At 71.7% G+C, this 23,929-nt stretch carries 25 protein-coding genes; 10 read left to right on the forward strand and 15 right to left on the reverse strand.

Annotated features, from left to right (window positions below):
• Positions 1–1,614, reverse strand: a 1,614-nt coding sequence (locus ACWDS7_RS03175; RefSeq protein ID WP_451927885.1) for a BTAD domain-containing putative transcriptional regulator, incomplete at its 3' end; no start/stop codon positions are given.
• 94 nt (positions 1,615–1,708) lie between these two features.
• Here ACWDS7_RS03175 and ACWDS7_RS03180 point away from each other — a divergent pair.
• Positions 1,709–2,569, forward strand: coding sequence for an NAD(P)-dependent oxidoreductase (locus ACWDS7_RS03180; RefSeq protein WP_451927886.1), 861 nt, complete (start codon positions 1,709–1,711; stop codon positions 2,567–2,569).
• A gap of 125 nt (positions 2,570–2,694) precedes the next feature.
• On the opposite strand, the gene ACWDS7_RS03185 is transcribed toward ACWDS7_RS03180, so the two are convergent.
• The gene (locus ACWDS7_RS03185; protein WP_451927887.1) at positions 2,695–3,648 is read right to left on the reverse strand and encodes a S41 family peptidase; all 954 of its coding nucleotides are present in this window, start codon (positions 3,646–3,648) and stop codon (positions 2,695–2,697) included.
• Between the two features lie 112 nt (positions 3,649–3,760).
• Between ACWDS7_RS03185 and ACWDS7_RS03190 the strand changes: the two genes are divergently transcribed.
• Positions 3,761–5,002, forward strand: coding sequence for an aminotransferase class V-fold PLP-dependent enzyme (locus ACWDS7_RS03190; protein WP_451927888.1), 1,242 nt, complete (start codon positions 3,761–3,763; stop codon positions 5,000–5,002).
• Positions 5,003–5,060: 58 nt separating this feature from the next.
• Here the strand turns inward: ACWDS7_RS03190 and ACWDS7_RS03195 are convergent, their stop codons facing one another.
• The gene (locus ACWDS7_RS03195; protein ID WP_451927889.1) at positions 5,061–5,843 is read right to left on the reverse strand and encodes an alpha/beta fold hydrolase; all 783 of its coding nucleotides are present in this window, start codon (positions 5,841–5,843) and stop codon (positions 5,061–5,063) included.
• A gap of 395 nt (positions 5,844–6,238) precedes the next feature.
• Here ACWDS7_RS03195 and ACWDS7_RS03200 point away from each other — a divergent pair, with 395 nt between their 5' ends.
• The 3 genes from ACWDS7_RS03200 to ACWDS7_RS03210 all read left to right on the forward strand — a co-directional run bounded on the left by ACWDS7_RS03200 (position 6,239) and on the right by ACWDS7_RS03210 (position 8,543).
• The gene (locus ACWDS7_RS03200) at positions 6,239–7,339 is read left to right on the forward strand and encodes a winged helix DNA-binding domain-containing protein (protein ID WP_451927890.1); all 1,101 of its coding nucleotides are present in this window, start codon (positions 6,239–6,241) and stop codon (positions 7,337–7,339) included.
• Positions 7,340–7,562: 223 nt separating this feature from the next.
• Positions 7,563–8,051: a hypothetical protein gene (locus tag ACWDS7_RS03205; RefSeq protein WP_451927891.1), complete on the forward strand. Its 489-nt coding sequence runs from the start codon at positions 7,563–7,565 to the stop codon at positions 8,049–8,051.
• 87 nt (positions 8,052–8,138) lie between these two features.
• Positions 8,139–8,543 carry a nuclear transport factor 2 family protein gene (locus tag ACWDS7_RS03210; RefSeq protein ID WP_451927892.1) on the forward strand — a complete coding sequence of 135 codons (405 nt, stop codon included), beginning with the start codon at positions 8,139–8,141 and terminating at the stop codon, positions 8,541–8,543.
• Between the two features lie 98 nt (positions 8,544–8,641).
• On the opposite strand, the gene ACWDS7_RS03215 is transcribed toward ACWDS7_RS03210, so the two are convergent.
• Together ACWDS7_RS03215 and ACWDS7_RS03220 are read right to left on the reverse strand one after the other, a co-directional pair.
• Positions 8,642–9,178, reverse strand: a complete 537-nt coding sequence (locus ACWDS7_RS03215) for an NUDIX hydrolase family protein (RefSeq protein WP_306873788.1) — start codon at positions 9,176–9,178, stop codon at positions 8,642–8,644.
• Positions 9,135–9,482 (reverse strand): glycerophosphodiester phosphodiesterase family protein, encoded by a 348-nt coding sequence (locus ACWDS7_RS03220; RefSeq protein ID WP_451927893.1) that lies wholly within the window; start codon positions 9,480–9,482, stop codon positions 9,135–9,137. Before ACWDS7_RS03220 ends, ACWDS7_RS03215 begins: the two co-directional genes overlap by 44 nt.
• Before the next feature lie 252 nt (positions 9,483–9,734).
• Here ACWDS7_RS03220 and ACWDS7_RS03225 point away from each other — a divergent pair, with 252 nt between their 5' ends.
• Entirely contained in the window at positions 9,735–11,159 is a 1,425-nt protein-coding gene (locus ACWDS7_RS03225; RefSeq protein WP_451927894.1) for a serine hydrolase domain-containing protein, read from the forward strand.
• Between the two features lie 171 nt (positions 11,160–11,330).
• Here ACWDS7_RS03225 and ACWDS7_RS03230 read toward each other — a convergent pair whose 3' ends face one another.
• Positions 11,331–11,996, reverse strand: coding sequence for an SDR family NAD(P)-dependent oxidoreductase (locus ACWDS7_RS03230; protein WP_451927895.1), 666 nt, complete (start codon positions 11,994–11,996; stop codon positions 11,331–11,333).
• Positions 11,997–12,084: 88 nt separating this feature from the next.
• Here ACWDS7_RS03230 and ACWDS7_RS03235 point away from each other — a divergent pair, with 88 nt between their 5' ends.
• The gene (locus ACWDS7_RS03235; RefSeq protein ID WP_451927896.1) at positions 12,085–12,582 is read left to right on the forward strand and encodes a MerR family transcriptional regulator; all 498 of its coding nucleotides are present in this window, start codon (positions 12,085–12,087) and stop codon (positions 12,580–12,582) included.
• Between the two features lie 160 nt (positions 12,583–12,742).
• Here ACWDS7_RS03235 and ACWDS7_RS03240 read toward each other — a convergent pair whose 3' ends face one another.
• From ACWDS7_RS03240 to ACWDS7_RS03270, 7 genes are all read right to left on the reverse strand, one after another.
• On the reverse strand, positions 12,743–13,741 hold the full coding sequence (locus ACWDS7_RS03240) for a hypothetical protein (RefSeq protein ID WP_451927897.1): 999 nt from the start codon (positions 13,739–13,741) through the stop codon (positions 12,743–12,745).
• A 260-nt stretch (positions 13,742–14,001) separates the two neighbouring features.
• The gene (locus ACWDS7_RS03245) at positions 14,002–14,550 is read right to left on the reverse strand and encodes a hemerythrin domain-containing protein (protein WP_451927898.1); all 549 of its coding nucleotides are present in this window, start codon (positions 14,548–14,550) and stop codon (positions 14,002–14,004) included.
• Positions 14,550–15,455 (reverse strand): alpha/beta hydrolase, encoded by a 906-nt coding sequence (locus ACWDS7_RS03250; RefSeq protein ID WP_451927899.1) that lies wholly within the window; start codon positions 15,453–15,455, stop codon positions 14,550–14,552. Before ACWDS7_RS03250 ends, ACWDS7_RS03245 begins: the two co-directional genes overlap by 1 nt.
• Before the next feature lie 606 nt (positions 15,456–16,061).
• Positions 16,062–17,279: an MFS transporter gene (locus ACWDS7_RS03255; protein WP_451927900.1), complete on the reverse strand. Its 1,218-nt coding sequence runs from the start codon at positions 17,277–17,279 to the stop codon at positions 16,062–16,064.
• Positions 17,280–17,469: 190 nt separating this feature from the next.
• The gene (locus tag ACWDS7_RS03260; protein ID WP_451927901.1) at positions 17,470–18,096 is read right to left on the reverse strand and encodes a TetR/AcrR family transcriptional regulator; all 627 of its coding nucleotides are present in this window, start codon (positions 18,094–18,096) and stop codon (positions 17,470–17,472) included.
• Between the two features lie 96 nt (positions 18,097–18,192).
• Positions 18,193–19,029, reverse strand: a complete 837-nt coding sequence (locus tag ACWDS7_RS03265) for a nucleotidyltransferase domain-containing protein (RefSeq protein ID WP_451927902.1) — start codon at positions 19,027–19,029, stop codon at positions 18,193–18,195.
• A 67-nt stretch (positions 19,030–19,096) separates the two neighbouring features.
• A complete protein-coding gene (locus ACWDS7_RS03270) occupies positions 19,097–19,462 on the reverse strand; it encodes a YybH family protein (protein ID WP_306873764.1) in 366 nt (121 codons plus the stop codon).
• Between the two features lie 96 nt (positions 19,463–19,558).
• Between ACWDS7_RS03270 and ACWDS7_RS03275 the strand changes: the two genes are divergently transcribed.
• A complete protein-coding gene (locus ACWDS7_RS03275; protein WP_451927903.1) occupies positions 19,559–20,464 on the forward strand; it encodes a LysR family transcriptional regulator in 906 nt (301 codons plus the stop codon).
• Between the two features lie 27 nt (positions 20,465–20,491).
• On the opposite strand, the gene ACWDS7_RS03280 is transcribed toward ACWDS7_RS03275, so the two are convergent.
• Complete coding sequence (locus ACWDS7_RS03280) at positions 20,492–21,061, reverse strand: dihydrofolate reductase family protein (protein WP_451927904.1); 570 nt, start codon at positions 21,059–21,061, stop codon at positions 20,492–20,494.
• A 393-nt stretch (positions 21,062–21,454) separates the two neighbouring features.
• On the opposite strand from ACWDS7_RS03280, the gene ACWDS7_RS03285 reads away from it, so the two are divergent.
• Positions 21,455–21,907, forward strand: coding sequence for a hypothetical protein (locus ACWDS7_RS03285; protein ID WP_451927905.1), 453 nt, complete (start codon positions 21,455–21,457; stop codon positions 21,905–21,907).
• 76 nt (positions 21,908–21,983) lie between these two features.
• Here the strand turns inward: ACWDS7_RS03285 and ACWDS7_RS03290 are convergent, their stop codons facing one another.
• Entirely contained in the window at positions 21,984–23,246 is a 1,263-nt protein-coding gene (locus tag ACWDS7_RS03290; protein WP_451927906.1) for an ArsR/SmtB family transcription factor, read from the reverse strand.
• A 311-nt stretch (positions 23,247–23,557) separates the two neighbouring features.
• Between ACWDS7_RS03290 and ACWDS7_RS03295 the strand changes: the two genes are divergently transcribed.
• Positions 23,558–23,929, forward strand: coding sequence for a DUF4267 domain-containing protein (locus tag ACWDS7_RS03295; RefSeq protein WP_306873751.1), 372 nt, complete (start codon positions 23,558–23,560; stop codon positions 23,927–23,929).

Below are 23,929 nucleotides of genomic sequence, written 5' to 3' on the forward strand. Positions count from 1 at the left end.
CAGGTCGAGGCGGGCCAGTGCTGCGAAGAGGCCGTCGTCATCGCTCACGGCTTCCATCTCTCCTGGTAGTCCGGGTGGTCGGAGTAGGGCAGGGCTCCAGTCGATCATCGCCCGCAGGGTCCGCTGGCGCGCCGGAGCCCCCCGTCTGCCGGAGGTCAGCAGCCGGAACCGGTCGTCGAGCCGGGCGAGCAGCTCGTGGACGCCCAGCGCCCGCACCCGGGCGGCGGCCAGCTCCAGGGCCAGCGGGATCCCGTCCAGACGGCGGCAGATCAGGGCCACGGCCTCGGCGTCGTCGTCGCCGAAGGTGGAGCCGGGGGCGGCCGCGGCGGCCCGGGCGACGAACAGGTCGACGGCGTCGGAGCGCCACCCGGACACCGGCAGGGCCAGGGGCGGGACGCTCCACAGGGTCTCGCCCTGGATGTCGAGCGGTTCCTGGCTGGTGGCCAGGATGCGCAGCCCGGGCGCGCCGCGCAGGAGACGCTCGCTCAGCGCGGCGGCCGCGTCGATGACGTGCTCGCAGTTGTCGAGGACGAGCAGCAGACGTTTCGCCCCCAGGGCCTCGGCGAGCCGCTCGGCCGGCGGGGACGCCGGCCCCTCCTCGCGGATGCCGAGCACGGTCATGAGAGATTCGGCGGGGTCTCCGCCGGCGGCCAGTTCGGCGAGCCACACCCCGTCCGGGTAGGCGGCGGCGGCCTGGTGGGCGGCCGCGATCGCCAGCCGGGTCTTGCCGACGCCGCCGGGCCCGGTGAGCGTCACGAGCCTGTTGCCCTCCAACAGTGTGCGCACCGAGATGACGGCCCCGTCCCTGCCGATCAGCTCGGTGAGCGGCGCGGGCAGGTTCGTGCGAGGGGCGGGTCGCGCGGGCGTGGAGGTCAGGGACGGGTCCTGGCGCAGGATCGCCTGGTGGAGGGCGGCGAGCTCGGGGCCGGGGTCGAGACCCAGCTCCTCGGCCAGCCGCGAGCGGAACTCGGTGTAGCCGGCCAGCGCGTCGGCCTGCCGCCCCGCCCGGCAGAGGGCGAGAAGGTGGGCCGCGCGCAGCCGTTCGCGCAGTGGGTGGCGGGCCACCAGATCCCCGAGCTCGCCGATGAGCATCCCGTGCTCGCCCAGCGCCAGCCGCGCCTCCGCCTGCTCCTCCAGAGCGGCCAGCCGCGACTCCTCCAGCCGCTGGACGGCCGCCCTGACGAACTCCTCGTCGCCGAAGTCGGCGTAGGCGGGCCCGCGCCACAGGCCGAGCGCGTCGGCCAGCAGCCGGACCCTGGTGTGCGGGTCGTCGTGGTCGCGGGCCTGTCCGGTCAGGGCGGTGAAGCGTCCGACGTCGTCGGGCACGGCGCGCAGCAGGTAGCCGGCCGGGCCGGACACCACCAGGTCGCGGCCGCCCGGCTCGGCCGACTCGAGCGCCCTGCGCAGGTGCCACACCTTGTTCTGCAGGGCGGCCGCCGGGTTGGCGGGCAGCTCGTGCCCCCACAGGTCCTCGGCCAGCCGGTCGGCGGACACCGGCCGCCCGCCGTGGATGAGCAGGTCGGCCAGGAGCGCGCGCACCTTCGTCTCGGGGACGGTGACCGGCTCGCCTCCGGTGGTCTCCACCAACAGTGGACCGAGCACCCCGAAACGCATGCCGATCACGCTAACGCACCCGTGCGAGAGCCCGTCGAGAGGGGGACGAGAGCGGCCTCGGGCAACGTGGAGCCCATCGAGATGGGAGTAGGACATGGACAACAAGACACCCGTCACCGTCGTCGGGCTGGGGCTGATGGGACAGGCGCTGGCCGCGGCGTTCCTGGCGGCGGGACACCCGACGACCGTGTGGAACCGTACGGCGGGCAAGGCCGACGACCTGGTCGCCAGGGGAGCGGTGCGCGCGGCGACGGTGGCCGAGGCGGTCGCGGCGAGCCCGCTGACCGTCGTGTGTGTGGTGACCTATGAGGCGGTGGACGACGTCCTCGACGCGGCGGGCGGCGGCCTGGCGGGCCGGGCGCTGGTCAACCTCACCAACGGCACGCCCGGACAGGCCCGCCGGACCGGTGCGCGCGTCGCCGGGCTGGGCGCGGACTACGTCGACGGCGGGATCATGGCGGTGCCGCAGATGATCGCCGGCCCCGGGGCGCTGATCCTCTACAGCGGCGCGCGGGCCGCCTTCGAGAGCCACCGGCAGGCGCTGGAGGTCCTGGGCGAGGCCAGATATCTGGACGGCGACCCCGGCACCGCCCCGCTCTACGATCTGGCGCTGCTGACCGCGATGTACGGCATGTTCGGCGGTTTCTACCAGTCGCTGGCCATGGTCAGGGCGGCGGGGATCAAGGCGGAGGAGTTCACGCCGATGGTGACGGCCTGGCTGGCGGCCATGGCCGCGAGCATGCCCGCGGCCGCGGCGGAGGTCGACGCGGGGGAGTACGCCACCAAGGTGTCCAACCTGGCCATGAACCAGGCGGCCTTCCCCAACTTCATCGACGCCAACAGGGCGCTGGGACTCAGCCCCGACCTGTTGCTGCCCATCAAGGCGCTGATCGACAGGGCGGTGGCCGAGGGACACGGCGGTGACGGCCTCGCCCGGCTGGTGGAACTGATCTAGCGCAGCCTCCCTCGGGGGGAGCGGGCGGACCGGCGGCCCGGCCGCCCGAGGACCGCCCGAGGACCGCCCGGGGACCGCCCGCGCCGGCCGGCGCCGGCGGGTCCGGCGTCACCCGGTTCGGAGCCTCAAAGGGCGGCGAGGGCCTGGCGGGCCTCGGCGGCCACCGCGCGGCGGGCACCGTTCTCGCCCAGCGTGAGAACGTGCCGCAGCGCCAGGCCGTAGGCCCGGCCGAACGCCTCCTCGGCCGTCACCTCGATGTCCGGCGCCACGCCGACGCCCTCCCAGTTGTCGCCCCTGACCGGGTTGACGGCGCGGCCCGAGGGGACGGCCGACTTCAGGTGCGGACCGACACGGTAGCGGGTGCCGGGGTTGGCGCCGCCCCTGGTGCGCTCGCCGATGATCACGGCGCGGTCGCGGGTCTGCAGGTCGTAGGTGAACTCCTCGGCTGCGGAGAACGTCAGCGAGCTGGTCAGGACGTAGACCGGCCGGTCGGGGCCGAAACGCGGGCCGGGGACGTAGGGCAGGGTCCAGGACTGCTCGGTGCCGCCGGTCTCGCGCCGGTAGATGGAGTTGAGGTGGGTGGGCTCGTCGGAGCCGAAGAGGTAGCTGCAGATCAGCGCCACCATGCCGGGGGAGCCGCCCCGGTTGCGGCGCACGTCGAACATGAGCGCGTCGGCGTCGGCCACCAGCGTCATCGCCGCCACCGCCCTGTCGCCGGCCACTTCGGGCCAGTGGAACGCCGTCGTGTCGATGTAGCCGATGTTCCCGGGCAGCCGCTCCACGCGGGCGAAGCCGTACCCGGACAGCGAGATCTCCGCCCGGTACAGGACGGCGTCGAACGGGTCGTCGACCGGCACCTCGTCGATGCTGTGGATCAGCCGCAGGTGCTTGTCGCCGTTGACCGACTGGAGGTCCTCGGTCACGGCCGCGGCGAAGGCCTCATCCTCCGAGATCCCGGCGTAGGCGCCCGCGGCCAGCCGCTTCCGCAGGATGTCCGCGATCTCCACCCCGATCTCGGGGAAAACGTAGTGTTCGACCAGCTGTGCGCAGAGTGCTGCGATCTGTGGTGACCAGTCCATGGTCACGGACTCTAGTGTTCCGGCGACATCTTCGGATCTTCCGGGCGGGCAGATCTTCCGGGCGGACAGCAGGCGGGCTGGTCACCAATGAACAGAAGTGCTACCGTAATTCATGAGAATTACTAGTAGCACTACCGGTGACAGTCGAGAATCACTACTGGACGTCGCGGCCCTGCGGGCCGACACTCCCGGCTGCCGGGAGGTGGTGCACTTCAACAACGCCGGCTGCGGCCTGCTGGCCGCACCGGTGCTGGCCACGATGCTCGACCACCTGAACCTGGAAGCGCGTATCGGTGGCTACGAGGCGTCGGCCGCCCGCGCCGAGCAGGTCCGCGGGTTCTACACGGAGATCGCCGCGCTGACCGGCTGCACGCCGGACAACATCGCCTTCGCCGGCAGCGCCACCCACGCCTACTCCACCGCCCTGTCGGCGATCCCGTTCGAGGCCGGCGACGTCATCCTCACCACCCGCAACGACTTCATCTCCAACCAGATCGCCTTCCTGTCCCTGCGCAAGCGGTACGGCGTGCGGATCGTGCACGCCCCCGACACGCCGGACGGCGGGGTGGACGTGGCGGCGATGGCCGCGCTGATGCGCTCGCACCGCCCCCGGTTGGTGGCCGCCACCCACATCCCCACCAACTCCGGCCTGGTCCAGCCGGTCGCGGAGATCGGCCGACACTGCCGCGAGCTTGACCTGCTGTATCTGGTCGACGCCTGCCAGTCGGTCGGTCAGTATCCCGTCGACGTCGCCGAGATCGGCTGCGACCTGCTCACCGCCACCTGCCGCAAGTTCCTGCGGGGGCCCCGGGGCTCGGGCTTCCTGTACGTGTCCGACCGCGTCCTGCGCGCCGGCTACGAGCCGCTGTTCATCGACATGCACGGCTCTCGCTGGGTCGAGCCGGGCCGCTACCAGCCCGTCGAGTCCGCCGCCCGGTTCGAGGAGTGGGAGTTCCCCTACGCCACCGTGCTCGGCTGCGCGGCCGCCGTGCGCTACGCCCGCCAGGTCGGCGTGGACGCCATCGCGCGCCGCTCCCCGGCGCTGGCCGCCCGGCTGCGCGACCGGCTCGCCGCCGTCCCCGGGGTGCGCGTGCTCGATCGCGGCCCCCGGCTGGGCGCCCTGGTCACCTTCGCGATCGAAGGCTGGCGGCCGGAGCCGTTCAAGGCGGCCCTGGACGCGCGGAACATCAACTCGGCGCTCAGCTTCCGCGAGTTCGCCCAGTACGACTTCGGCGACAAGGACGTCGACTGGTGCCTGCGCCTGTCGCCGCACTACTACAACACCGAGGACGAGGTCGAGGAGGTCGCCGCCGCCGTCGCCGATCTCGCCGGCCGCCGGGCGGGTGCCCGCTGATGCCGGAGACGACCCTGCCGGCCGCACCGGCCGCGCCGGCGTCCCGGGCGGACGGGGCTCAGCCGGCGCGGTCCCCGGACGCGAGGAACGCCAGGACGGCGGGGCCCGCGAGGTGGCGGAACTCTTCGAAGTAGGCGTGGCGGGCGCCCGGTATGAGGTGCGTCAGGGCGCCCGGGATGCGGCCGGCGAGGAGGGGCGCGTTGGCGGCCGGGTTGAAGAGGTCATCGGTGCCGTGGATGACCAGCGTGGGCGCGGTGATGCGGGGCAGCGCGTCCCAGGCGTCGTGGCCGGCGCTGGCGGCCAGGTGGCGCCGTCGCGCGTGATCCGGCATGCCGGGGTCTCCGACGGTGTTGTGGGGGCCGGGGTGGTCGGCCAGCCAGGCAGGGGTGTACATCAGCTCCAGCAGCGCCCGCCGGGCGGCCTGCCGGTCGGGCTGGGCCAGCGACTTCCTGACGGTGTTGTCGCGTTCGACGCCGTGCGCCCCGCCCGGTGAGCTGCATCCCAGGATCAGCGACCCGACCCGGCCGGGGTGGTCGGCCGCCAGCCACTGGGCGACCCGCCCGCCCATCGACGTCCCGTAGACGTGGGCCCGGCCGACGCCCAGGTCGTCGAGGATCGCGATGACGTCGGCGGCGAAGCCCCGGGTGCTGTAGGGCAGGTCGGGGCTGTCGCTCGCGCCCGTGCCGCGGTAGTCGAAGGTGATCGTGCGGTAGTCGTCCTCGAAGTCCTGCCGGACGCCGTCCCACCAACGGTGGCTGTTGGCCTGGCCGGCGAGCAGGACGAGAGGCTCGCCCCGGCCGCGGGTCTGGTAGGAGACGGCCGTGCCGTCCCGGGTGGTCACCGTCGGCACCGTACGGCCCCCATCATGCCTCCAACCTGATCGCCCGCTCCTGACCGTCGCCTGACCGAGGTCCGGTCGCGGAGACTACCGCACCCGTCGGGCCCCGAGGGAGACGTGGACGGCCGGCCGGACGGAACAGCCGTACGGCGGTGCTCGACGACCCGGCCGGAGCGGATTCCGGCAACAGGTCCGGGCCTGCCGGTCGCGCCCTGATATAGGCCGGTAATTGACCTATATCAGCCATAGGCTGGTCCCCGGAGCCGGTCGAAGATCCGGCCGTGCTCCGCTGAGCCGATCGGCACGAGGAGGACGATGGACACCGGCATGACCCCGAAGAGCCCGCCCGGGGCTCGGGAAGTACGGCCGGCCGGACGCACGGAGGGGGCCCGCCGACGATGACTGACGCGTCCGTGCTCTCCCAGCGCACCCTCAACCGCACCCTGCTGGAACGCCAACTGCTGGTGCGCCGCGCCTCCCTTTCCCCGCTCCAGGCCGTCGAGCACCTGGTCGCGATGCAGGGGCAGGAGCCCAACTGGCCATATGTGGGCCTGTGGACCCGGCTGGCCGCCTTCCGGCACGACGACCTGACGGCCCTGCTCCACGACCGCCGCGTGGTGCGCTCCACGGTGCTGCGCAGCACCCAGCACCTGGTCAGCGGCGACGACTACCGCTGGCTGCGGCCGGCCGTCCAGCCGGTCCTGAACCGTACGGCGCGGGCGGCGTACTTCGCCCGGGAGGCCGCGGGGCTGGACCTCGCCGAGCTCGCCGCCGCCGGACGGGAGCTGCTGGCGGGCCGGACGCTCTCCCGCCGGCAGCTCGCGCGGCTGCTCGCCGAGCGCTACCCGGGCCGGGACGGCCGGGTGCTCGCCGGGGCGGTGGAGCTCCAGGTGGAGCTGGTGCACCCACCGCACACCGGCGCCTGGGGCGGCTGGGGCAACCGCCCCGCCATCTCCGTCACCCTGGCGGAGGCGTGGCTCGGCCGGCCCCTGGAGGCGTCACCGCACGTCGAAACGGCGATCGGCCGCTATCTGGCGGCGTTCGGCCCGGCCGGCGTCATGGACGTCCAGGCCTGGTCCGGGCTCACCCGGCTGCGCGAGGTGATCGACGGCATGCGGTCCCGGCTGCGCGTCTTCCGCGACGAGCAGGGCAAGGAGCTGTTCGACCTGCCCGGCGCGCCGTTGGCCGAGGCGGACATGCCCGTCCCGGTGCGTTTCCTGCCGGCCTTCGACAACATCCTCCTGGGCCACGCCGACCGGACCCGGGTGATCAGCGACGAGGACCGTAAGCGGGTGATGCCCGGCGGCGCGATGGTACGGCCCACCTTTCTCGTCGACGGTTACGTCCGTGGCATCTGGTCGATGAAGGACTCGACGCTGCTCATCTCCCCGTTCCGGCCGCTGACCGCGGCGGATGCCACGGCGGTGCGGGGAGAGGCGGAGGATCTGCTCGCCTTCGTCGTGCCGGACGCCTCCGGGTGGGACATCGCGTTCGCCTGAGTCCTTGAGTCCGTCTGGGAGAGGCGGGCCGACCCCGGGTGGGCCGACCACCAGGCCAGGACGGCGCGCGTCATCCCCGTGGTCGCCCTCGTCCCGATCCTCGACGCGGCGACGGTCCAGGCACGACGCGCCGCGCCCGTCCGGCTGGGCGCGGGGTCCGGTCCGGCGTGAGGTGTCCGGCGGGGCCGAGGACGAGGACGGGCGGGTACGTAGGATGGCCCCCGTGACGGAGACACCTGCCACGGGCTACGACGGCCTGTCGTCCCGGTCCGTCCCGGAGGCCGAGCTGCGGGAGTTCCTGCTCGACTGCTTCGGGATCGCCGAGCACGAGCTGTTCATCGGTCACCGCGACCGGGTCGCCGAGGACCTGCGGGACGTCCCGCGGGAGGTGGTGTTCGCCGCGTTCTGCACCTACCAGCAGGTCAACGGCCACTTCGCGATGGACTTCGACGTCGGCATCGAGGGACGGCTCGCCGACCGGGTGGGCCGCCGGGAGTTCGCCGAGAGGTTCGCCGCGCGCTTCGGGGCGTACGTGCTGTACGGCGAGGCCGAGCCGCCGGGACTGTGGACGGTGATCCTGGCGGACGGCAGCCGTCTCCGTGTCGCGATGGAGGAAAGGGAGGACGACCGGTCGGTGCTCCAGGCGGCCACGGCGCCGGTGCCGGGCCTGCCCGGGGTCCGCGTGGACGAGAGCCTCTGGCGGATCCGGTGAGTCCGGATGCTCCCCGACCCCCGCGGGGGTGGCCCGTACGGACCGGGTGATGTAGTTTCTACGCCCGCCCGAGCGAAGGAGTTCACCGTGTCCGCGACTCCGCAGGAGATCTTCGAGCGTTACATCTGGTCCGGGATGACCCGGAACGCCACCGCACTGGCCGAGATGTTCACCGTGGACGGTGTCCTCGAGGCGCCGCTCGTCCCGGTCGGCCGCGCCTTCCCCCGGCGGCTGGAGGGACGCGAGGAGATCCGCGAGGCGATGGCCGCCTACTACGAGAGGTCGGCGGGCGCCGACCTCTCGGTGAACGTGGAGGGGTCCCGGTACGTGCTGCACGCCACCGCCGACCCCGAGGTGTTCATCGCCGAGATCGACACCGCTCTCGACGGGCCAGGCGGGGCCACGGTCATGTCACTGGTCCAGATCTTCCGCCTCCGCGACGGGAAGATCGCCCAGCTGCGTGACTACTTCGCGCCCGATCAGGTGGACTGAGGCCGGGGGAGTGCCGGCGGCGCCCCGTCCCCGCGGGGGAGGCGTCACCGCCGGCGTCCGTCGCGCCGGACGCCCCGGCGCTCCTGCTCCCGCGGAGCTCAGGGGAGGCAGCCGACGTGCGCGAGGGCCTGCTTCAGCAGGACGCCGTGGCCGCCGGACATCTCCTGCTGCACCAGCGGCGACGCGGCCTCCTGCGGGGTGAACCAGACGAGGTCCAGGGCGTCTTGCCGGGGCCGGCAGTCACCCGCGACCGGGACGACGTAGGCGAGGGAGACCGCGTGCTGCCGGGGGTCGTGGTACGGGGTGACACCGAGCGTCGGGAAGTATTCGGCGATGGTGAACGGCTGCGGAGAGACCGGGACGTGGGGGAGCGCCACCGGGCCGAGGTCCTTCTCCAGGTGGCGCATGAGCGCGTCGCGGACGCGTTCGTGGTGGAGCACGCGGCCGGAGACGAGGGCGCGGCTGACCGTCCCGTCCGATCCGATGCGCAGCAACAGGCCGACATGCGTGACCACTCCCTTGTCGTCGACCCGCACCGGTACGGCGTCGACATAGAGGATCGGCATCCGCGCGCGCGTGGATTCCAGCTCTTCAGGGGAGAGCCAGCCGGGCCTGGCTTCGGTCATTTCGGTCATTGATCGATCGTACTTCCCGCCCGGCTCCGGAGTCGCGATCACTCTCCGGAGTCGCGGTCACTTTCCGGAGTCGCGGCGGGAGGGGGAGATCGCTGACCGACCCCGGAGGCGGGCGCGGCCGCAGCCGGTCGGGGTAGTCGGTGATCATTCCGTCGACGCCGTCGTCGATGAGCTTGTTCATCGTCGGCACGTCGTCGACGGTCCACGGGATCACCTTGATGCCCAGGCTGTGCGCCTGGTCGACGCCACGGCGGTGCCGAGGACCGTGATCGCCGTGATCGCACGCCAGCTGTTCATCGGGCATCCGTTCCTTCCCTCGCGGGTGCTGCGGAGGGCCGGGACCTGAGGGGCGGCCGGCCACCGTGACCCAAAATCGGCGGCGGGCACGGCCGGAAGGCGTATGGGAATTGAGCGTGAGACGAAGGTTCCGTGAGTAACCGGGGTCACCGATGGGCGTCCCGCCCGGCGGGGCCCGGGCCGAGATGGCGGTTTTCCGCAAGAAATGCAGAGGAATTTCGCAATAGCCTGGAAATTGGGCGGTAACTAGCGTCGACGGGTGCTCAGAAACACTCTTGCCGCGATCTTCCTCGCCCTGCTCCCCCTGCCCGGCCACGTCCAGGCAGACGACATCACCCCTGCGGCGGTGGACGCGTTCGTCGAGCGCTACCGCGAGGCGACGGGGCTGCCCGGGGTCGCGGTGGCGATCACCAAGGGGGCGGAAGTCGTCCATGCCGCCGGGTACGGCGAGACCGCTTCCGGTGATCCCGTGACGGCGGACGTCCCCATGGCCGTCGCGTCGGTCAGCAAGTCCTTCACCTCCCTCGCCGTCATGCAACTGGTGGAGCGGGGCCAGGTCGGACTCGACAGACCGGTCCGCGCCTACCTGCCCGAGTTCACGATGGCCGATCCCCGGGCAGCGGAGATCACCGTACGGCAGCTGCTCAACCAGACGTCGGGCATGGCCGACTCGGCCTTCCGGGAGAAGAGCCTGCCCCAGCCCGGCACGTTGGAGGGCGCCGTGGCACGGCTCAGGACGGCGGAGCTCGCCGCGGCCCCGGGGACCGCCTTCAGCTACCACAACACCAACTACCAGGTCGCCGCGCGGCTCGTCGAGGTGGTGAGCGGCGAGCCGTTCGCGGCCTACCTCGACGCGCACGTGTTCACGCCGCTCGGCATGCGCGACAGCATGACGATCGACACCGACCGGGACCTGCCGGACAGCGCGCGCGGCCATCTGTACATCCTCGGACAGGCGGTCGCCCTGCCGGAGCCGACCGGGTTCGGCAACGGCTCCGGCGGGGTCCTCAGCACCGCCGCCGACATGGCCCGGTGGCTGATCGCGCAGAACAACGGCGTCCTGTCCCCCCGGAGCGTCACGGAGATGCGCACCCCCTCCGAGCAGAACGGGCACTACGCCCTGGGCTGGTCGCTCGGCGAGACCAGGCGTGGCACGCCCGTCGTCGAGCACGGCGGCGACCTCTTCACCTCCACGGCCCATCAGCTGCTGATGCCGGAGTCCGGGTACGGCGTCGCGGTCATGGCGAACACCGGTATGGCCTTCGCCGACGCCGGCGCCCTGATGGACGGCCTGGTCGCCATGATCGAGGGAGACGCGCCGGAGATCCCCTCCGCGCCGCCCGTCCTCCTCACCGACGTCATCTTCGTGCTGCTGACCCTGGTGACCATCGGGCTGGCGGCGCGCGGGGTGGCCCGCTCCCGGCGGTGGGCTGCCCGCCGTACGGGGTGGCAGCGGTGGCGGCTGCTGCCCTGCCTGGTGCCGCTCGCGCTGTGCGCGGCGATCACCCCGGTCTTCCGGGGGCTCGCCCGGGGCGCCGACATCATGTGGATCCAGGTGGTCTACCTCTACCCGACGTTCATGATCTGGCTGGTGACGGCCGCGACCGCGGGTACGGCGGTGGTGGTCGCACGGATCTGCGGTGGCGCGCGCCGGCTGTCCCCGCGCCTGTCCAGCACCGACTGACCCACCGGGCCCGGGGATCGGCGCACCGGCGTACCGGTGCCGGCCGGCCTCCGCCGACCGCCGCGCGCCCGGCCGCACCGTCGCCTTGACGGATCGATCGGTGATCGGCCGCGTGATACTGGCGGATGAGCCACGCGCCCTCGACGCGCTCCGCGACGACACCGGTGCCGGTCAACGCCGGCCCTCCAGCCCGCTGTGGAGGGCCTGGTGCTCCCATTGGTGTCGCGGCTGGGTGTGCAGCCGCCAGTAGTGTTCGGCGATGTCGTCGGGGTCGAAGTCGGTGCCGGGGGCGACGGGACCGGCCACGGTGACGCTGGCCACGTGCACGCCGGAGGCCCCGTAGGCCTGGTCGAGCAGCGTCACCAGGGTGCGGACCCCGGCCTTGCCCAGCGAGAGGCTCACATACTCCACTTCGGGCTCGGGCATGCCTCCGGTGATGAGGAACGAGCCGCCGCCGCGCCGTGCCATCACGGGCGCGACGTGGGCGGCGGCGGTGAGCGCGCCGACCACGTTGACCGCCCAGGCGTCCAGATGGGCACGGACCGACAGTTCGCCCGGCGCGTCGGCCTGGATGATCGCGGCGTTGTACACCACGGCGTCCGGCGGACCGAGTTCTCCGGACGCCGCGTCGAGGGCGCCGCGCAGCGCGGTCTCGTCGGTGCTGTCGGCCGTCAGGGTGACGACCGGCACGCCGCTGGGAGCGACGGCCTTGGCCGCGGCCTCCAGCGTCCGGTCACTGCGTGCGATGAGGGCGATCGGAAATCCCTCCCTGGCGAACCGCCGGGCGACCGCCTGCCCGATCCCCGGGCCCGCTCCGATGACCACCGCTCCAGACATCCCTGTTCTCCCTCTGCTCTCCGTGATCGGTAACAATGGGGACGTTAAGGGGTCACATCAATGTGAGGGTCAATCCCGGAGGAAGCGCATGCGGATCGGCGACCTTGTCCAGGAGACGGGGGTGAACCGGCGGTTGCTGCGTTACTACGAGGAGCAGGGCCTGCTCAGGCCGGTACGGCTGGCCAACGGCTACCGCGACTACTCCGAATCCGACGTCGCCGCGGTGGGCCACATCCGCACCCTGCTCGCGGCCGGCCTGCCCACCACGGTCATCGCCCGGTTCCTGCACTGCGTCCACGACGAGGACGGGCAGATGGTGACGTCGGCCTGTCCGGCCGTGATCTCCAACCTGCAACGGCAGCGCGCCCGCATCGCCGAGACGATCACCCAGCTCCAGACGTCCCAGCGGAAGCTGGACTCGGTGCTGGCCGTCGCCCTGCGGCGGCCCGCGCGCGGGCCGGATGAGGCCGAGGACAGGACAGGGGACAGCCTTTCCGGCGGACCCGCCCCGGATCGACGGTTGGTGACACGCCCTTCGACGGCGGCCCCGTCCGTCGGACGGGGCGCCGCAGCAATGCCTTTCTGATTCATGGTTCTGTCACGGAGACGGACCGGTCGATAAAGAAAGCGGAGAATCGCCGTGAGGATTTCTTACCCGGCGACGGCTCCGGCCGTCCTGGTCGGGGGCGGCGCCGGCACGTGCGAGGATCGCGGCGCCCGGGCCGGGACCGCCGCGCGCGGGCGCGTCACGACCACGGCGCCGTCGGATACCACGGGATGATCTCCCGGCGGGCCAGCATCCGCACGTCCCAGTACAGGAAGGTGAACACCCCGGCGACGATCAGCGACGACGCCGTCAGGACCGCGATCCGGCTCGGCTTGGCCATCAGCCACCGCTGCAACCGGCTGCCCGCGACGAACGACAGGATCAAGAACAGCAGCGTCATGATGACGATGTTGCCGACCGACTGCAGGACGAAGGCCGCCGCGCCGTACAGGGGGTTGCCGCTCTCCGCCGCCTCCCGGAACATCTGCCGGAACAGCGCGAACGGCCGTCCGATCAGGAACCCGCCGATCAGCGCGCCCATGAACACCATCGGCGCGTTGGGGAAGCGCCTGGAGACGCGGGCGAACGGATCACGGACGACGCCGAGCGCGGCCAGCCCCAGGTAGAGCATCGCCAACCCGATCAGGCCGTAGACCACCATCGACTGGATACCGCGCGGCGAGAGGGTCCCGGGGGTGTTCTGCACGGTCGAGAACTGCGGCATGCTCGTTCCCACGGCCCCGACGATCGCGCCGTAGACGGCGGATACGGTGATCATGCCGATCGACAGCCAGCCCAGCGGCTTCAGCGTGTGGGCCAGCCGGCCCCACCGGCTGCCGGCGCTGCCCAGCAGGGGGGCCACCGCGCTGAACGCGGCGATGTTGCAGGCGGTGAACGAGCCGGCGAGCCCGCTGACGAACGCGAACACGATACCGGCGGCGATGCCGGCGATCGGGGTTTCCTTCGCGTCGTGTCCGAGCAGCGTGTTGGCGACGTTGTCGCCGATCGTCTGGTCGACGAACTCGGCCGACCAGACGATCGTCAGCAGAAAGCCCACGAGACCGCTGATCAGGATGATCAGCCCCCGTCTGCGCGGGAACTGCCCGTTGACGAAAGTGGAGGTGGCCGCCTGCGGGGCAGGTGCCCCTGCGCGGCCGAGGGTCCCGGTGGGGCCCTGAATGGTGTCGTCCTGCGTCATGGCCATCTCCTCAAAGGCGCGACGGCAACCTTACGAAATGTGGCTTAAACGATCAGAACTTTAGCTCTGCATCCCGTATATGGACACTCTTGACTTGGCTTCTAAATAGCCACAACATGCGGCTATGGGGCGGGTGATACTTTTTTCGAATTTCGTGGCCGCCGAAATAATCGGATATTCCGAAAAACCCGTGCCCGGCAACCGCTGACGCCGAGAGTTCTTCGGCCCGGTGGCGAGGAAGACCGCGGGCGCGACCGGCCTCAGCCGCCGGTGTTCACCGAGATGCCCAGCAGCTCCGCGGCCGTCCAGGATCGGGCGTTCAGCGAGTTGAGGGCTGAGACGATCCGCCTCTCCTCGTAGCCGAAGTGCGATTCCAGCAGGGCGGCCAGGCCGTCCAGCTCGGCTCGCACCTGCCGGGCCCCGGCCGGATCCGCTTCAAGGCGGTCGAGCAGTCCCTCCAGACTGCGCAGGATCTCCGCCACCAGGTGGTGATCACGCTCCAGTTCCTCGAGCACGGGGCGCAGTTCGGGGAACTGCTCCGCCAGGACCGGGAACGCCCCGCCGTCCTCGCCGGAGTGATGCCGGCTCAGTGCCGAGCAGAACGTCAGGCAGTGCGCCCGCAGCTCCCGCGGCCGCCCGCCGCGGCCGTCGAGGTAGGAGTCGACGTCCTCGCGGAGCCGGGCCAGCTCCTCGCGGAGCCAGAGGTGAATGTCGATCAACTGGGTGCCGAACGCGGTAAGGCGGTCGTCGGGGCCGGGAGGTGTCTGCGCGGAGGCCGCGGACGCGTGGTCCGGAGCCGGGGTGGTCATCAGGTCCGGTCCTGCGCGACGGGAGCTTGGCTGATCCACTCCGAGACGCGGCGGAGCAGGGTGGTGGCGACGGGCAGCGGGGTGGTGGACAGTACGGCCGCGTGGAAGGCGTGGGGCATGCCCTCGTAGATGTCGAGGTGGACGCTTCCGCCGGCGGCCGAGACGGCTCCGGCGAACCGCCGCGCGTCGTCGAGGAGCACCTCCTTCGAGCCCACCATGAGCAGGAGCGGCGGCAGGCCGTGAAACTCGCCGTGAAGGGGGGACTGAGGCGCTCGGTCCGGACGTGCCCCAGCCAGATACTGGGTGCGGACGTGGTCGAGTACGGCCCGGTTGACGACGTCCTGGCCGTCGTTGGCGTCGATGGACGGGCTGGACAGGGTGAGGTCGGTCTGCGGAGAGACGGCCACCGCCGCCGCGGGGAGGGGGACGCCCGCCTGCCTGAGCACCAGCAGCGCCGACAGCACCAACGTGGCACCGGCGGACTCACCGGCCAGAACGATCCGTGAGGCGGGTACGCCCTGGTCGAGCAGGCTCCGATAGGCGGCCACCACGTCGTCGAGCGCGGCCGGATACGGGTGGGCGGGGGCGAGCCGATAACCCACCGCCAGGACAGGGCGGCCGGTCATCTGGGAGAGGCGGTAGGCCATGATCCTCTCCAGGTGAGGGTTGGTGTACTCGAATCCACCCCCGTGCACGTAGACCGTCACCCCCGTCTCGGCCGCCGTCGGGCCTGCCGCATGGCGGGAGGCGGTGATCCACTCGCCGGGAACGCCGCCGGTGTGCGGCAGGACGGGCGTGCGGTCGGCGTCGGCGGGCAGGACGGGGGGACTGGACTGCAGGGTCCTCATCTCCGCCATGACCGCGGCGCTGTCGTCGGGGGTGGCGGGGATGTGCGTGACGTTCAAGCTGTGATCCGTTCTGTTGGGCAGGCAGCCGGGCATGCTCCATGCATGGGGGAGACCTGCGGGTGTGCGCGGTGACGCTGGTGTGCGCGGTGATGGTGAACGACTGCGATACGGGCAGGGGGAGCCGTCGCATGCCGGCCCCGCGGGGTGGGGAGACCACGATGAGCACGCGGGGCGGCGGACCGTCAGCCGGTCACTGATCGGTCGGATCCGACGGGAGCTCGCGTGCGAGATCGGTGCTCAGCACCATGGTGCACGGGGACGACGCGCGGGCGCCGATGCGGTCAGGCGCGGCCTGTGAAGTATGAGTTCACGACATTATCCCCTGCTACGTTGCCTCCATGCCGCCGCCGTCCTCCCGGCCGGCGGCACGCGACATGCAGATCATTACAGACGCTCACGCCGGACGCTGTCAAGGCGGGTGTTCTTCGACCTCCCCGACCTGCCCGGAGGACACGGCCGCCGGGCGGACCGGCCGATGCCCACGGCACGGGCCGCTGGGGTCCGCCCCGCGTGGCAGCGGTCCCTGAGCGCGCCGTCCCCGGGGGAGGGGGCGTGGCGCTCGGCGACCCGGCGGCCCTCCCACACGTGATCTTCGCCGGCCGGCTAGACCACCTGCTTCTCGGTGCCGGCGGCGGCCCCTCCGTGGGTGCCGGGCGCGTTGGGCGCGGGTGCCGGCCGGGGGGTGGAGCGGTGAGCGAGCTCGGGGAGAAGGGTCAGGGCGCCGAGCCCGGCCAGCGCGGCGCCCAGCCACAGCGGGGCTCGCAGGCCGAAGTCGTCGATGGCCACCCCTCCGGCGAAGGAGCCGATGATGACGCCGAGGGTGATGAAGGAGGAGTGGACGGTGTTGACCAGTGGCCCGGCATTGCCGGTGCGCTGGACGCGGGTCACCATCGCCGGGTTCATGGTGACGCCGACCAGGCCGATGCCCAGCATGAACACCACCGCGAGGACGCTGAGGTGGGCCAGCAGGGCGAACCCGGTCAGGAAGACCAGGTTCAGGGCCAGCCCCCACAGCTGGACGCTGACGGTGTGCCGGTCGGCGAGGCGTCCGACGATGTTGTTGCCGATCACGGTGGCGGCGCCGTAGGCGATGAGCAGAAGCGGGACGGTCCCGGCGCTGAACCCGGTGACCTGGGTGAGGATCGGGCTGAGGTAGCTGAAGGCGGAGAAGGTCGCGCCGATGATGAGCGTGCTGGTCGCGAACGTCAGCCACAGCTTGGGACGGGCGAAGACGCGCAGCTCCTTCCGGAGGTCGCCGCCGCCTCCTCCGGCGTGCTCCAGCCGGGGCATACCGATCATCGTGGCGAGCGCGGCCAGGACGGTCAGGGCGCTGACGGCCCAGAAGGCGGCACGCCAGCCCAGGTGTTCCCCGATCAGCGTGGACAGCGGCAGCCCCAGCAGGGTGCCCACCATCAGCCCGTTCATGACCACCGCGATGGCCCGGCCGCGCACGTGCGGAGACGTCAGCTGGACCGCCAGCGAGACGGCGACTCCGAAGAACGCCTGGGCGGCGATGCCGGTGATGACGCGCGCCGCCATCATGACCGGGTAGGAGGGAGCGGTCGCGGCCAGCAGGTTGCCGGCCAGGAAGATCGTGAACAGCACCATGAGCGCCGGCCGGGGACGCGCTTTCAGCACCGCGATGGTGAGGAACGGCCCACCGGCGGCCATGGCGGCCGCGAAGGCGGTGATGAGATAGCCGATCCGCGGGATGGTGGCATCCAGCCCGTCGGCCATCTGCGGCATCAGACCGGCGACGGCGAACTCGCTGGTCACCATGGCGAAGATGCCGAGGGCCAGCAGATATACAGCACGGTGCATGGCGGGTGCTCCTGTGTCGGCGAGTTTTGCATCGATCGGTGTAAAATCTGGGCAGGCGGAGGCGCCGCGGAAGGGCCGCGGTGCGTCAGCGGATGTGGCGGGTCAGGACGTCAACGCGTCAAGGTGTCAAGACGTCGAGGCGTCAGGACATCAAGGCGTCAGGACATCAAGGCGTCAGGACGTCAAGGCGTCAAGGCGTCGGGGAGTCAGGGATGAGGGTGTCAGGGGTGAGGGCGTCTATCGCCGTTGCCGCGATGGCCTCCAGGACGGCGCGGTCGGCGCCGCCCTGGGCGGCCACCCGGATCCCGGCGATCACCGCGTTGAGGAACCGGGAGAGCGAGTCCGGGTCCCGTGGGGAGGTGATGTCGCCATCGCGCCGCCCGGTCGCGATGACGGCCTTGAGGGACTCCAGCCGCCGGGCCATGTCCCGGTCCAGCAGCCGGGCGATCTCCGGGTCGCGTCCGGCGAGTTCGACCGTGGTGTTGACGGTCAGGCAGCCGCGGCCGTAGCCGTCCCGCCGGTTCGCGGCCTCGACCTCGATGATCTCGGCGAACAGCGCGCGGATCCGCTCGACGGCCGGCCGTCCTGGGTTCTCCAGGATCTCCAGCTGGGTGGCGGTCGTGGTGTCGATGTAGCGGGTCAGCGCGCGGATGAACAGTCCGTGCTTGCTCTTGAAGGTGTTGTAGACGCTGCTGCGGTCCAGGCCGACGGCGTCGCACAGGTCCCGGGTCGAGGTGGCCTCGTAGCCGTTCTCCCAGAAGGTATGCATCGCGGCGTCCAGGACCCGGTCCTCGTCGAATGTCCGCGGTCGAGCCATGTGGACACGCTACAGGTTTTGCATCGATCGATGCAATACGGCGTGCGGGCCGCCGCGCCGGACGGGTCCTTCCGGAGCGCCGGAGCGCCGGGGCGCTCAGCGGCCGACAGCCGTCCGCACTTCTCCCACCAGGGCGGCCGCGTCGGCCACGGTCCGCTCGATCTGCCGCGCCGACTCGCCGACGTGCCCGAGCAGCCTCCGTGCCCGTGCGGCGAAGTCCCGCGGGGCCAGGGGCAGCCGGCCGGCCGAGGCCACCATGCCCTTCTCGTTGATCAGCCACTGGCCTGCGTGGCCGTGCAGTGCCTGGCAGGCGACGCCGACAGCGCGGAACAGGCAGCCGGCCGCGTAAGCGGGGTCGACGCCGGCCGCTCCGTACCGCGCCAGCTCCACGGAGAAGTCCGCCTCCCACAGCCCGTCCACGAGCGCGGCGCTCAGCGCCGCGGGATACGCCTGGGTGCTCTCCCGCAGCCCGGTGAGCTCCCCGCCGGGATCGGCCAGCACCCGGCACAGCGCCACCTCGCCGGCGTAGGCGTGGGAGTAGAAACCCAGCGGATGGCCGGCCTGGGCTCCGACTTCGTAGCGGCCCTCCCGGCAGCCGGCCCAGACCCGGCGGACCCGGTCCAGGTCGCGGTAGATCCAGTCGACCCGCCGGCCGTCGATGGTCAGCCAGCCGCCGCCGTCGACCCATGGCCCCCAGCCGCCCGGCGCGGTGATTTCGACCTGCTCGCCGGTCTCCTGTACGGCCAGCGCGCGCAGCGCCGTCACGTCCAGGTCACCCCGGTAGTACAGCCCCAGATCGATGTCCGAGTCCGGGCGGTGCGTGCCACGGGCCCGGCTGCCGCCGAGCACCACCGCGACCACCCCGGGGATCCCTGTCAGCCGCCGGGCGAGCGCCTCCAGCGCCACATCGTCCACAAGGTCGTATTCGATCACACCCGACGCTCCACCCGCCTCCGGATTCCGCGCGGGGCCACCGGGCTGTGGAGCCGGACCGGCGGGTTCAGCGGGTGGGAGGGACGAACTCGGGCTGGTCGAGCAGGCGTAGCCAGCTCCCGTCGGGCTGGCGCCGGACGACCTGCGCGCGGGCGCCGGACCCGTCCTTGGGCGGGGTCGAGGTGAGGGCGATGTCCCCGCTCACCAGCGTCGGCAGCGGCTGTTCCGGCTCGAAGCGGGGACGGCCGGCCAGCACCTTCTCCCACAGCGCGCGGATCGCCTCCCGGCCCACCGTCTGGCCGCCGGGCGGATAGGCCAGCACCGCGTCCTGCTCGTAGAGCGCGGCGACTCCGGCCGCGTCACCGGCGTTGGACCGCTCGACGAACAGGCGGGTGATGTCTTCGGGCCGCATGGCCTTCTCGTACTCCGGCATGGATCCTCCTGAGATCGGTTTCGGCACTCCCCAGCCTCGCCGCCCGCCGACTAGAAGTCCAACAGATTGAACTACTGGTAACTAGAATCTCTGGTTATGGAACTGAGGCAGCTGGAATACTTCGTCGCGGTGGCCGAGGAGCAGAACTTCACCCGGGCGGCCGAACGGGTCCACATCAGCCAGTCCGGTGTCAGCGCCCAGATCCGTCGGCTGGAACGCGAACTCGGTGCCGAGCTCTTCGACCGGTCGGCGCGCACCGCCACCCTTACCGTCGCGGGAAAGGCCGCGCTCGAACACGCCCGCGCCGCGCTCGCCGCCGCCGGGGCGGTCGGCCGGGCGGTGGGTGAGGTGACCGGCCTGATCCGGGGCCGGGTCACGGTCGGGATGGTCATCGGCTGCACCGTCACGCCGCTGTTCGACGCCCTCGCCGCCTTCCACCGGGCGCATCCCGGTGTGGAGATCTCGCTGCTGGAGGACAGCTCCGAACGGCTCGTGGAGGGGGTGCGCGGCGACACCGTCGACCTGGCGCTCGTCGGCGCCGCGAGCGCTGCCCCCGACGGGCTGGAGGCAATGACGATCATCAGTGAGCGGCTCGTCGCGGCGGTCCCGGACGGACACCCCCTGACGCGGCGGCGCCGGGTCGTCCTGCGCGACCTGGCCGCCTACCCGATCGTGTGCATGCCGCCCGGCACCGGCCTGCGCGCGGTGTTCGACCAGGCGTGCGCGGCGCAGAGCCTCCAGCCGGTGATCGCGCTGCAGGCCAGTGCCGCCGACGCCATCGCCGACCTCGCTGCCCGCGGGCTCGCCGTCGCCGTCCTCAGCGACTCGATGGCCGAGCGCTACCGCGACCGGCTCACCGCTCTCACCGTCGACGACGTCGAAATCCCCGCCCTGCTGGCGCTGATCTGGAAGGGCACGCACAACCCCGCGGTGCGCGAGCTGCTCGTGTACGGCCGGCGAGCGTTCGCCCAGCCCGGCCCTGACCGGGGAGAGACCGGCTGAGGGGCTGTCCGGGTCGCCGGCCGAGGATCACCCCTGGGCGGCGGCGCGCTGCTGCCGCAGCAGCACGACCTGGGAGTCGAAGGTCCGCGACTCGACGAGTTCGAGGCCGACCCGGTGGCGCTGCTCCCGGAAGACCGGCTTGCCGCCGCCCAGGATCACGGGGTGGACGAAGATCCGGTATTCGTCGATCACGCCGTGCTCGGTGAGATGGGCGGCCAGCGCGGACCCGCCGAACAGCACCAGCGTGGCGCCGGACTTCTTGAGCGCGGTCAGCTCCTCGACGACGTTGTCGCGGATCACCCGGGTGTTCCAGGCGGCCTTCTCCAGCGTGCGGGAGACCACGATCTTGGGCGCCTCGCGCCAGATCGGGGCGAATGCCAGGTCGTGCTCATGCGTCGAGTGCTGCTCGGCCTGCGGCCAGAAGCCCGACATCATGTCCCACACCACACGTCCGTAGAGGAACACCTTGTCGCCGCTGGTCAGTTCCTGGGCGTAGGCGGACAGTTCCGGACCCATCTGAGGCCAGTCGAACTCGCCGTCAGGGCCCTCGATGAAACCGTCGAGGGACTGGTGCACGAAGTGGATGAGCTTGCCCATGATGGCGTCCCGTCTCTGTGGATCTCTCACGCCCTCGGGCGCGCTGTCACCGGGGAGTCGGAGCCGCCGCCGGGTCCTCGACATCCGGCGGCAACTTTTTTCCTGTGTTCCCGCTCCCTCCGGCCGAGCGCTCCGGCCGGCGTGCTCGCGGGTCCTGAGCCGGGCCGGCCCGTCGCCGGTGAAGGTGGACCCGACCGCGGGGACGGTCTTGTCGTCGTCCCGGGAGAGGGTCTGACGTGGGTGTTTTCCGCCTGGGTGGAACAGGGTGACCGGCCGAGGCGAGGGCCGGTGAAATGACACCACCAGATCGGAGCCGGGCAGAAGGCCGGGGCCGGAGAATCGGGAGGATCCATCCGTATGGTCAGCACGACATCAGTCCGTCGGTTCGTCACAGTGGCCGCTGTCGCCACCCTCGCGGGAGCCGCGCTGTCGGGCCCTGCCTCCGCCGATCCTGTCGAAGCGCCGGTCGACGACTCCGGCGCGGTCACCGCGGCCGCCACCTGCGGCGACTGGCCATGGCCCACCAGCGCCACCGGCAGCTGGACCGAGACCAGAGTCTCTCTGGGCGTCGGTACGAAGGCGGCGGAACTCCGCTTCGGCTATATCGGAGGCAAGCAGGCAGGGTGGGCGCGTCTGGCCGGCGGCTACGAGGCCGGAGACATGTTCTGGTTCGACGTGTCTCACGACAAGGGCAAGGGCTGGTACCAGTGCGGTCCCTTCACATTCGTGGACGGCGGGCACAACTACACCCGCGCCCACTACAGCAGCGCCGATCCCAACCTCGTCTTCCGCGCCTGTGGCAGGGCGAAGAACTCCTCCTCCACGCACTGCACGGCGTGGCGCTGAGGAAGGTCACAGGCCGACCGCCTGCCCGTGAGCCGCGGGCCGGGGCCTGTGCTCCGGGCCGCGGCTCACCCGCGGGTCAGCCGGGCGGGTGCTGCGCCCGGTAGCGGCGGAGGAGGCCGGCGCCCAGGTCGCTCAGCTGGTGCAGCACCAGGTTGGCGTGGCGGGTGCTGGTGATCAGGCCGGCGTGATGGAGCACCTGGGCGTGTTTGCTGGTGTTGGACAGCGACGCTCCGATGCGGCGGGCCAGCTCGCTGGTGCTGCAGCCCTGGTCGGCGGCGATGGTGTGCAGGACGGTGGCGCGGGTGGCGCCCAGCAGATCGACCAGGGGATCTTTGTGGCCGGGGGCAGGACGGGGCCGGCGGGGGGCGGGGTAGACCAGGACGGGAGGGAGCCGCTGGTCGACCAGGGCGACGGGGGTGATCTGGCAGAAGTAGGAGGGGATCACGGTCAGGCCGCGTCCGTGCAAGTGGATCTCCCGGTCTCCCGCGGGGTAGGCGGCCTCCAGGACGGGGGGCCGCCAGCGCAGCACCGGAGCCAGCCGCGCGAGCATGGTGTCCACGCCGTCGTCGGCGAGATGGCGGACCAGGCTGCCGCGCTCATGGCCGAGAGCGGCCTCCATCATCTGCTGGTGGGAGGCGAAGGCCGTACGGCAGTAGCCGTCCACCAGGCGGCTGAGGCGGCGGACCGAGCGTGGGTCGCCGCGGGCCAGATCCTCCAGGGTGGAGGGCAGGCCGGCGTGGCCGCGCAGCACGTCCAGCTCCGCGCGGACACGCGCCCGCGGAGTGCCGGCCAGGGCGTCGATCCCGGCCTGGAGCCCGCTCTGGGCTTCGATCGGTGTCAGGAAGTCGGGAAAGTAGGCTCCCTTCGGGACCAGCGGGAGGAGCACCTCCCGCACCCGGGGGAGCAGCCCCGCCGACGCCAGGTCGTCGCGGACCCGCCGCCGCCAGCCGGTCATCGCCGTGCCGCCGCCGCGTTCTTGCAGGCGGCACAGGCTCATCACCATCTCCCACATCGGATCGGCCCTGGAGGCGATCCGGACACGGGCGAGATCCTCGGCGGTGAAAACGATCCTCAGAGTGCCCCCGGTCATGTCCTCAGCCTGGCCGTCGCCGATAGCAGACAGATCAATGCCGGGTTGAAGGACGGCGGGAGAGCCGCCCGCCATGCCCCCCGCCTCCGGGGACCAGCTTGAGAAACGCCTGATCAGGATCGCCGGCCGGCGCTGGTGACCCTCGGGGCGGAGCCTGCCGCTGCGCATGAGCGTGAGGAGCCCGTGCAGCCCGCTCCAGAAGGTCTCGATGAGCATCTCCAGACCGTCGCCCCCGGCGAGCGGCCGCATGGTCTCACGCAGCTCGGCGAAGGCCTCGTGCAGCGCGGCCGGTGCCTGGGGACTGGCGTCCTTGCCCTTGAAATGGCGGAAGGACCGGCCGGCTGTATTCGATCTCCTTGACGAGCCGCCGCGTGGTCACCGCGTCCCAGCCCTCCGAGTCGGCCGGCTCCCGCGCGGCCGTGACGGTCAACCGCTCCCGCTCTGCGCGCTCCCGGCGCGTCTGGATCGACACGACTCTGACGCTAGCGGCGCTAGCGCTTCTGTCGAAGCTATGTTAGTTTCGCTCTCGATTCTAGCGCTGCTAACACAGAGAGAAGATCATGCTCACCGCCATCGCCTACGGACTGGCCGTCCTGCTCAACCTCTTCATCATCTTCATCGGCGTCCGGTTCTTCCTGGTGCCCCGGGCCGCGGCCGCCGGCTACGGCGTCCCCGCCAAGAAGGACGGGGACGCCGCCTATCTGACCATCAAGGGCCTGCGCGACTCCAGCTACGGCGTCCTCGGCCTCGCCCTGCTCGCCTTCGTGGGCGCCCACGCCGAGGCCTGGTACATGCTGGTCGTGGCCCTCGTCCCGCTCGGCGACACCGTCATCGTCCTGCGCCACGGCGGCACCAAGGCGGTCGCCTTCGGCATCCATTTCGCCACCGCCGTGGTCGTGCTCATCAGTGCCGCCCTCCTGTTCGCCGTCTGA

The sequence above is a fragment of the Streptosporangium sp. NPDC003464 genome (assembly GCF_053588315.1).

Bases quoted from the DNA above. Each gene is read 5' to 3' on its own strand.
- ACWDS7_RS03220 (WP_451927893.1), bottom strand. From the start codon at position 9,482: ATGCCCGATGAACAGCTGGCGTGCGATCACGGCGATCACGGTCCTCGG.
- ACWDS7_RS03235 (WP_451927896.1), top strand. From the start codon at position 12,085: ATGCGGATCGGCGACCTTGTCCAGGAGACGGGGGTGAACCGGCGGTTG.
- ACWDS7_RS03240 (WP_451927897.1), bottom strand. From the start codon at position 13,741: ATGACGCAGGACGACACCATTCAGGGCCCCACCGGGACCCTCGGCCGC.
- ACWDS7_RS03280 (WP_451927904.1), bottom strand. From the start codon at position 21,061: ATGGGCAAGCTCATCCACTTCGTGCACCAGTCCCTCGACGGTTTCATC.
- ACWDS7_RS03190 (WP_451927888.1), top strand. From the start codon at position 3,761: ATGAGAATTACTAGTAGCACTACCGGTGACAGTCGAGAATCACTACTG.
- ACWDS7_RS03260 (WP_451927901.1), bottom strand. From the start codon at position 18,096: ATGGCTCGACCGCGGACATTCGACGAGGACCGGGTCCTGGACGCCGCG.
- ACWDS7_RS03270 (WP_306873764.1), bottom strand. From the start codon at position 19,462: ATGCCGGAGTACGAGAAGGCCATGCGGCCCGAAGACATCACCCGCCTG.
- ACWDS7_RS03200 (WP_451927890.1), top strand. From the start codon at position 6,239: ATGACTGACGCGTCCGTGCTCTCCCAGCGCACCCTCAACCGCACCCTG.
- ACWDS7_RS03180 (WP_451927886.1), top strand. From the start codon at position 1,709: ATGGACAACAAGACACCCGTCACCGTCGTCGGGCTGGGGCTGATGGGA.
- ACWDS7_RS03295 (WP_306873751.1), top strand. From the start codon at position 23,558: ATGCTCACCGCCATCGCCTACGGACTGGCCGTCCTGCTCAACCTCTTC.
- ACWDS7_RS03215 (WP_306873788.1), bottom strand. From the start codon at position 9,178: ATGACCGAAATGACCGAAGCCAGGCCCGGCTGGCTCTCCCCTGAAGAG.
- ACWDS7_RS03245 (WP_451927898.1), bottom strand. From the start codon at position 14,550: ATGACCACCCCGGCTCCGGACCACGCGTCCGCGGCCTCCGCGCAGACA.
- ACWDS7_RS03290 (WP_451927906.1), bottom strand. From the start codon at position 23,246: ATGCGGCCGCTCGCCGGGGGCGACGGTCTGGAGATGCTCATCGAGACC.
- ACWDS7_RS03255 (WP_451927900.1), bottom strand. From the start codon at position 17,279: ATGCACCGTGCTGTATATCTGCTGGCCCTCGGCATCTTCGCCATGGTG.
- ACWDS7_RS03185 (WP_451927887.1), bottom strand. From the start codon at position 3,648: ATGGACTGGTCACCACAGATCGCAGCACTCTGCGCACAGCTGGTCGAA.
- ACWDS7_RS03230 (WP_451927895.1), bottom strand. From the start codon at position 11,996: ATGTCTGGAGCGGTGGTCATCGGAGCGGGCCCGGGGATCGGGCAGGCG.
- ACWDS7_RS03275 (WP_451927903.1), top strand. From the start codon at position 19,559: ATGGAACTGAGGCAGCTGGAATACTTCGTCGCGGTGGCCGAGGAGCAG.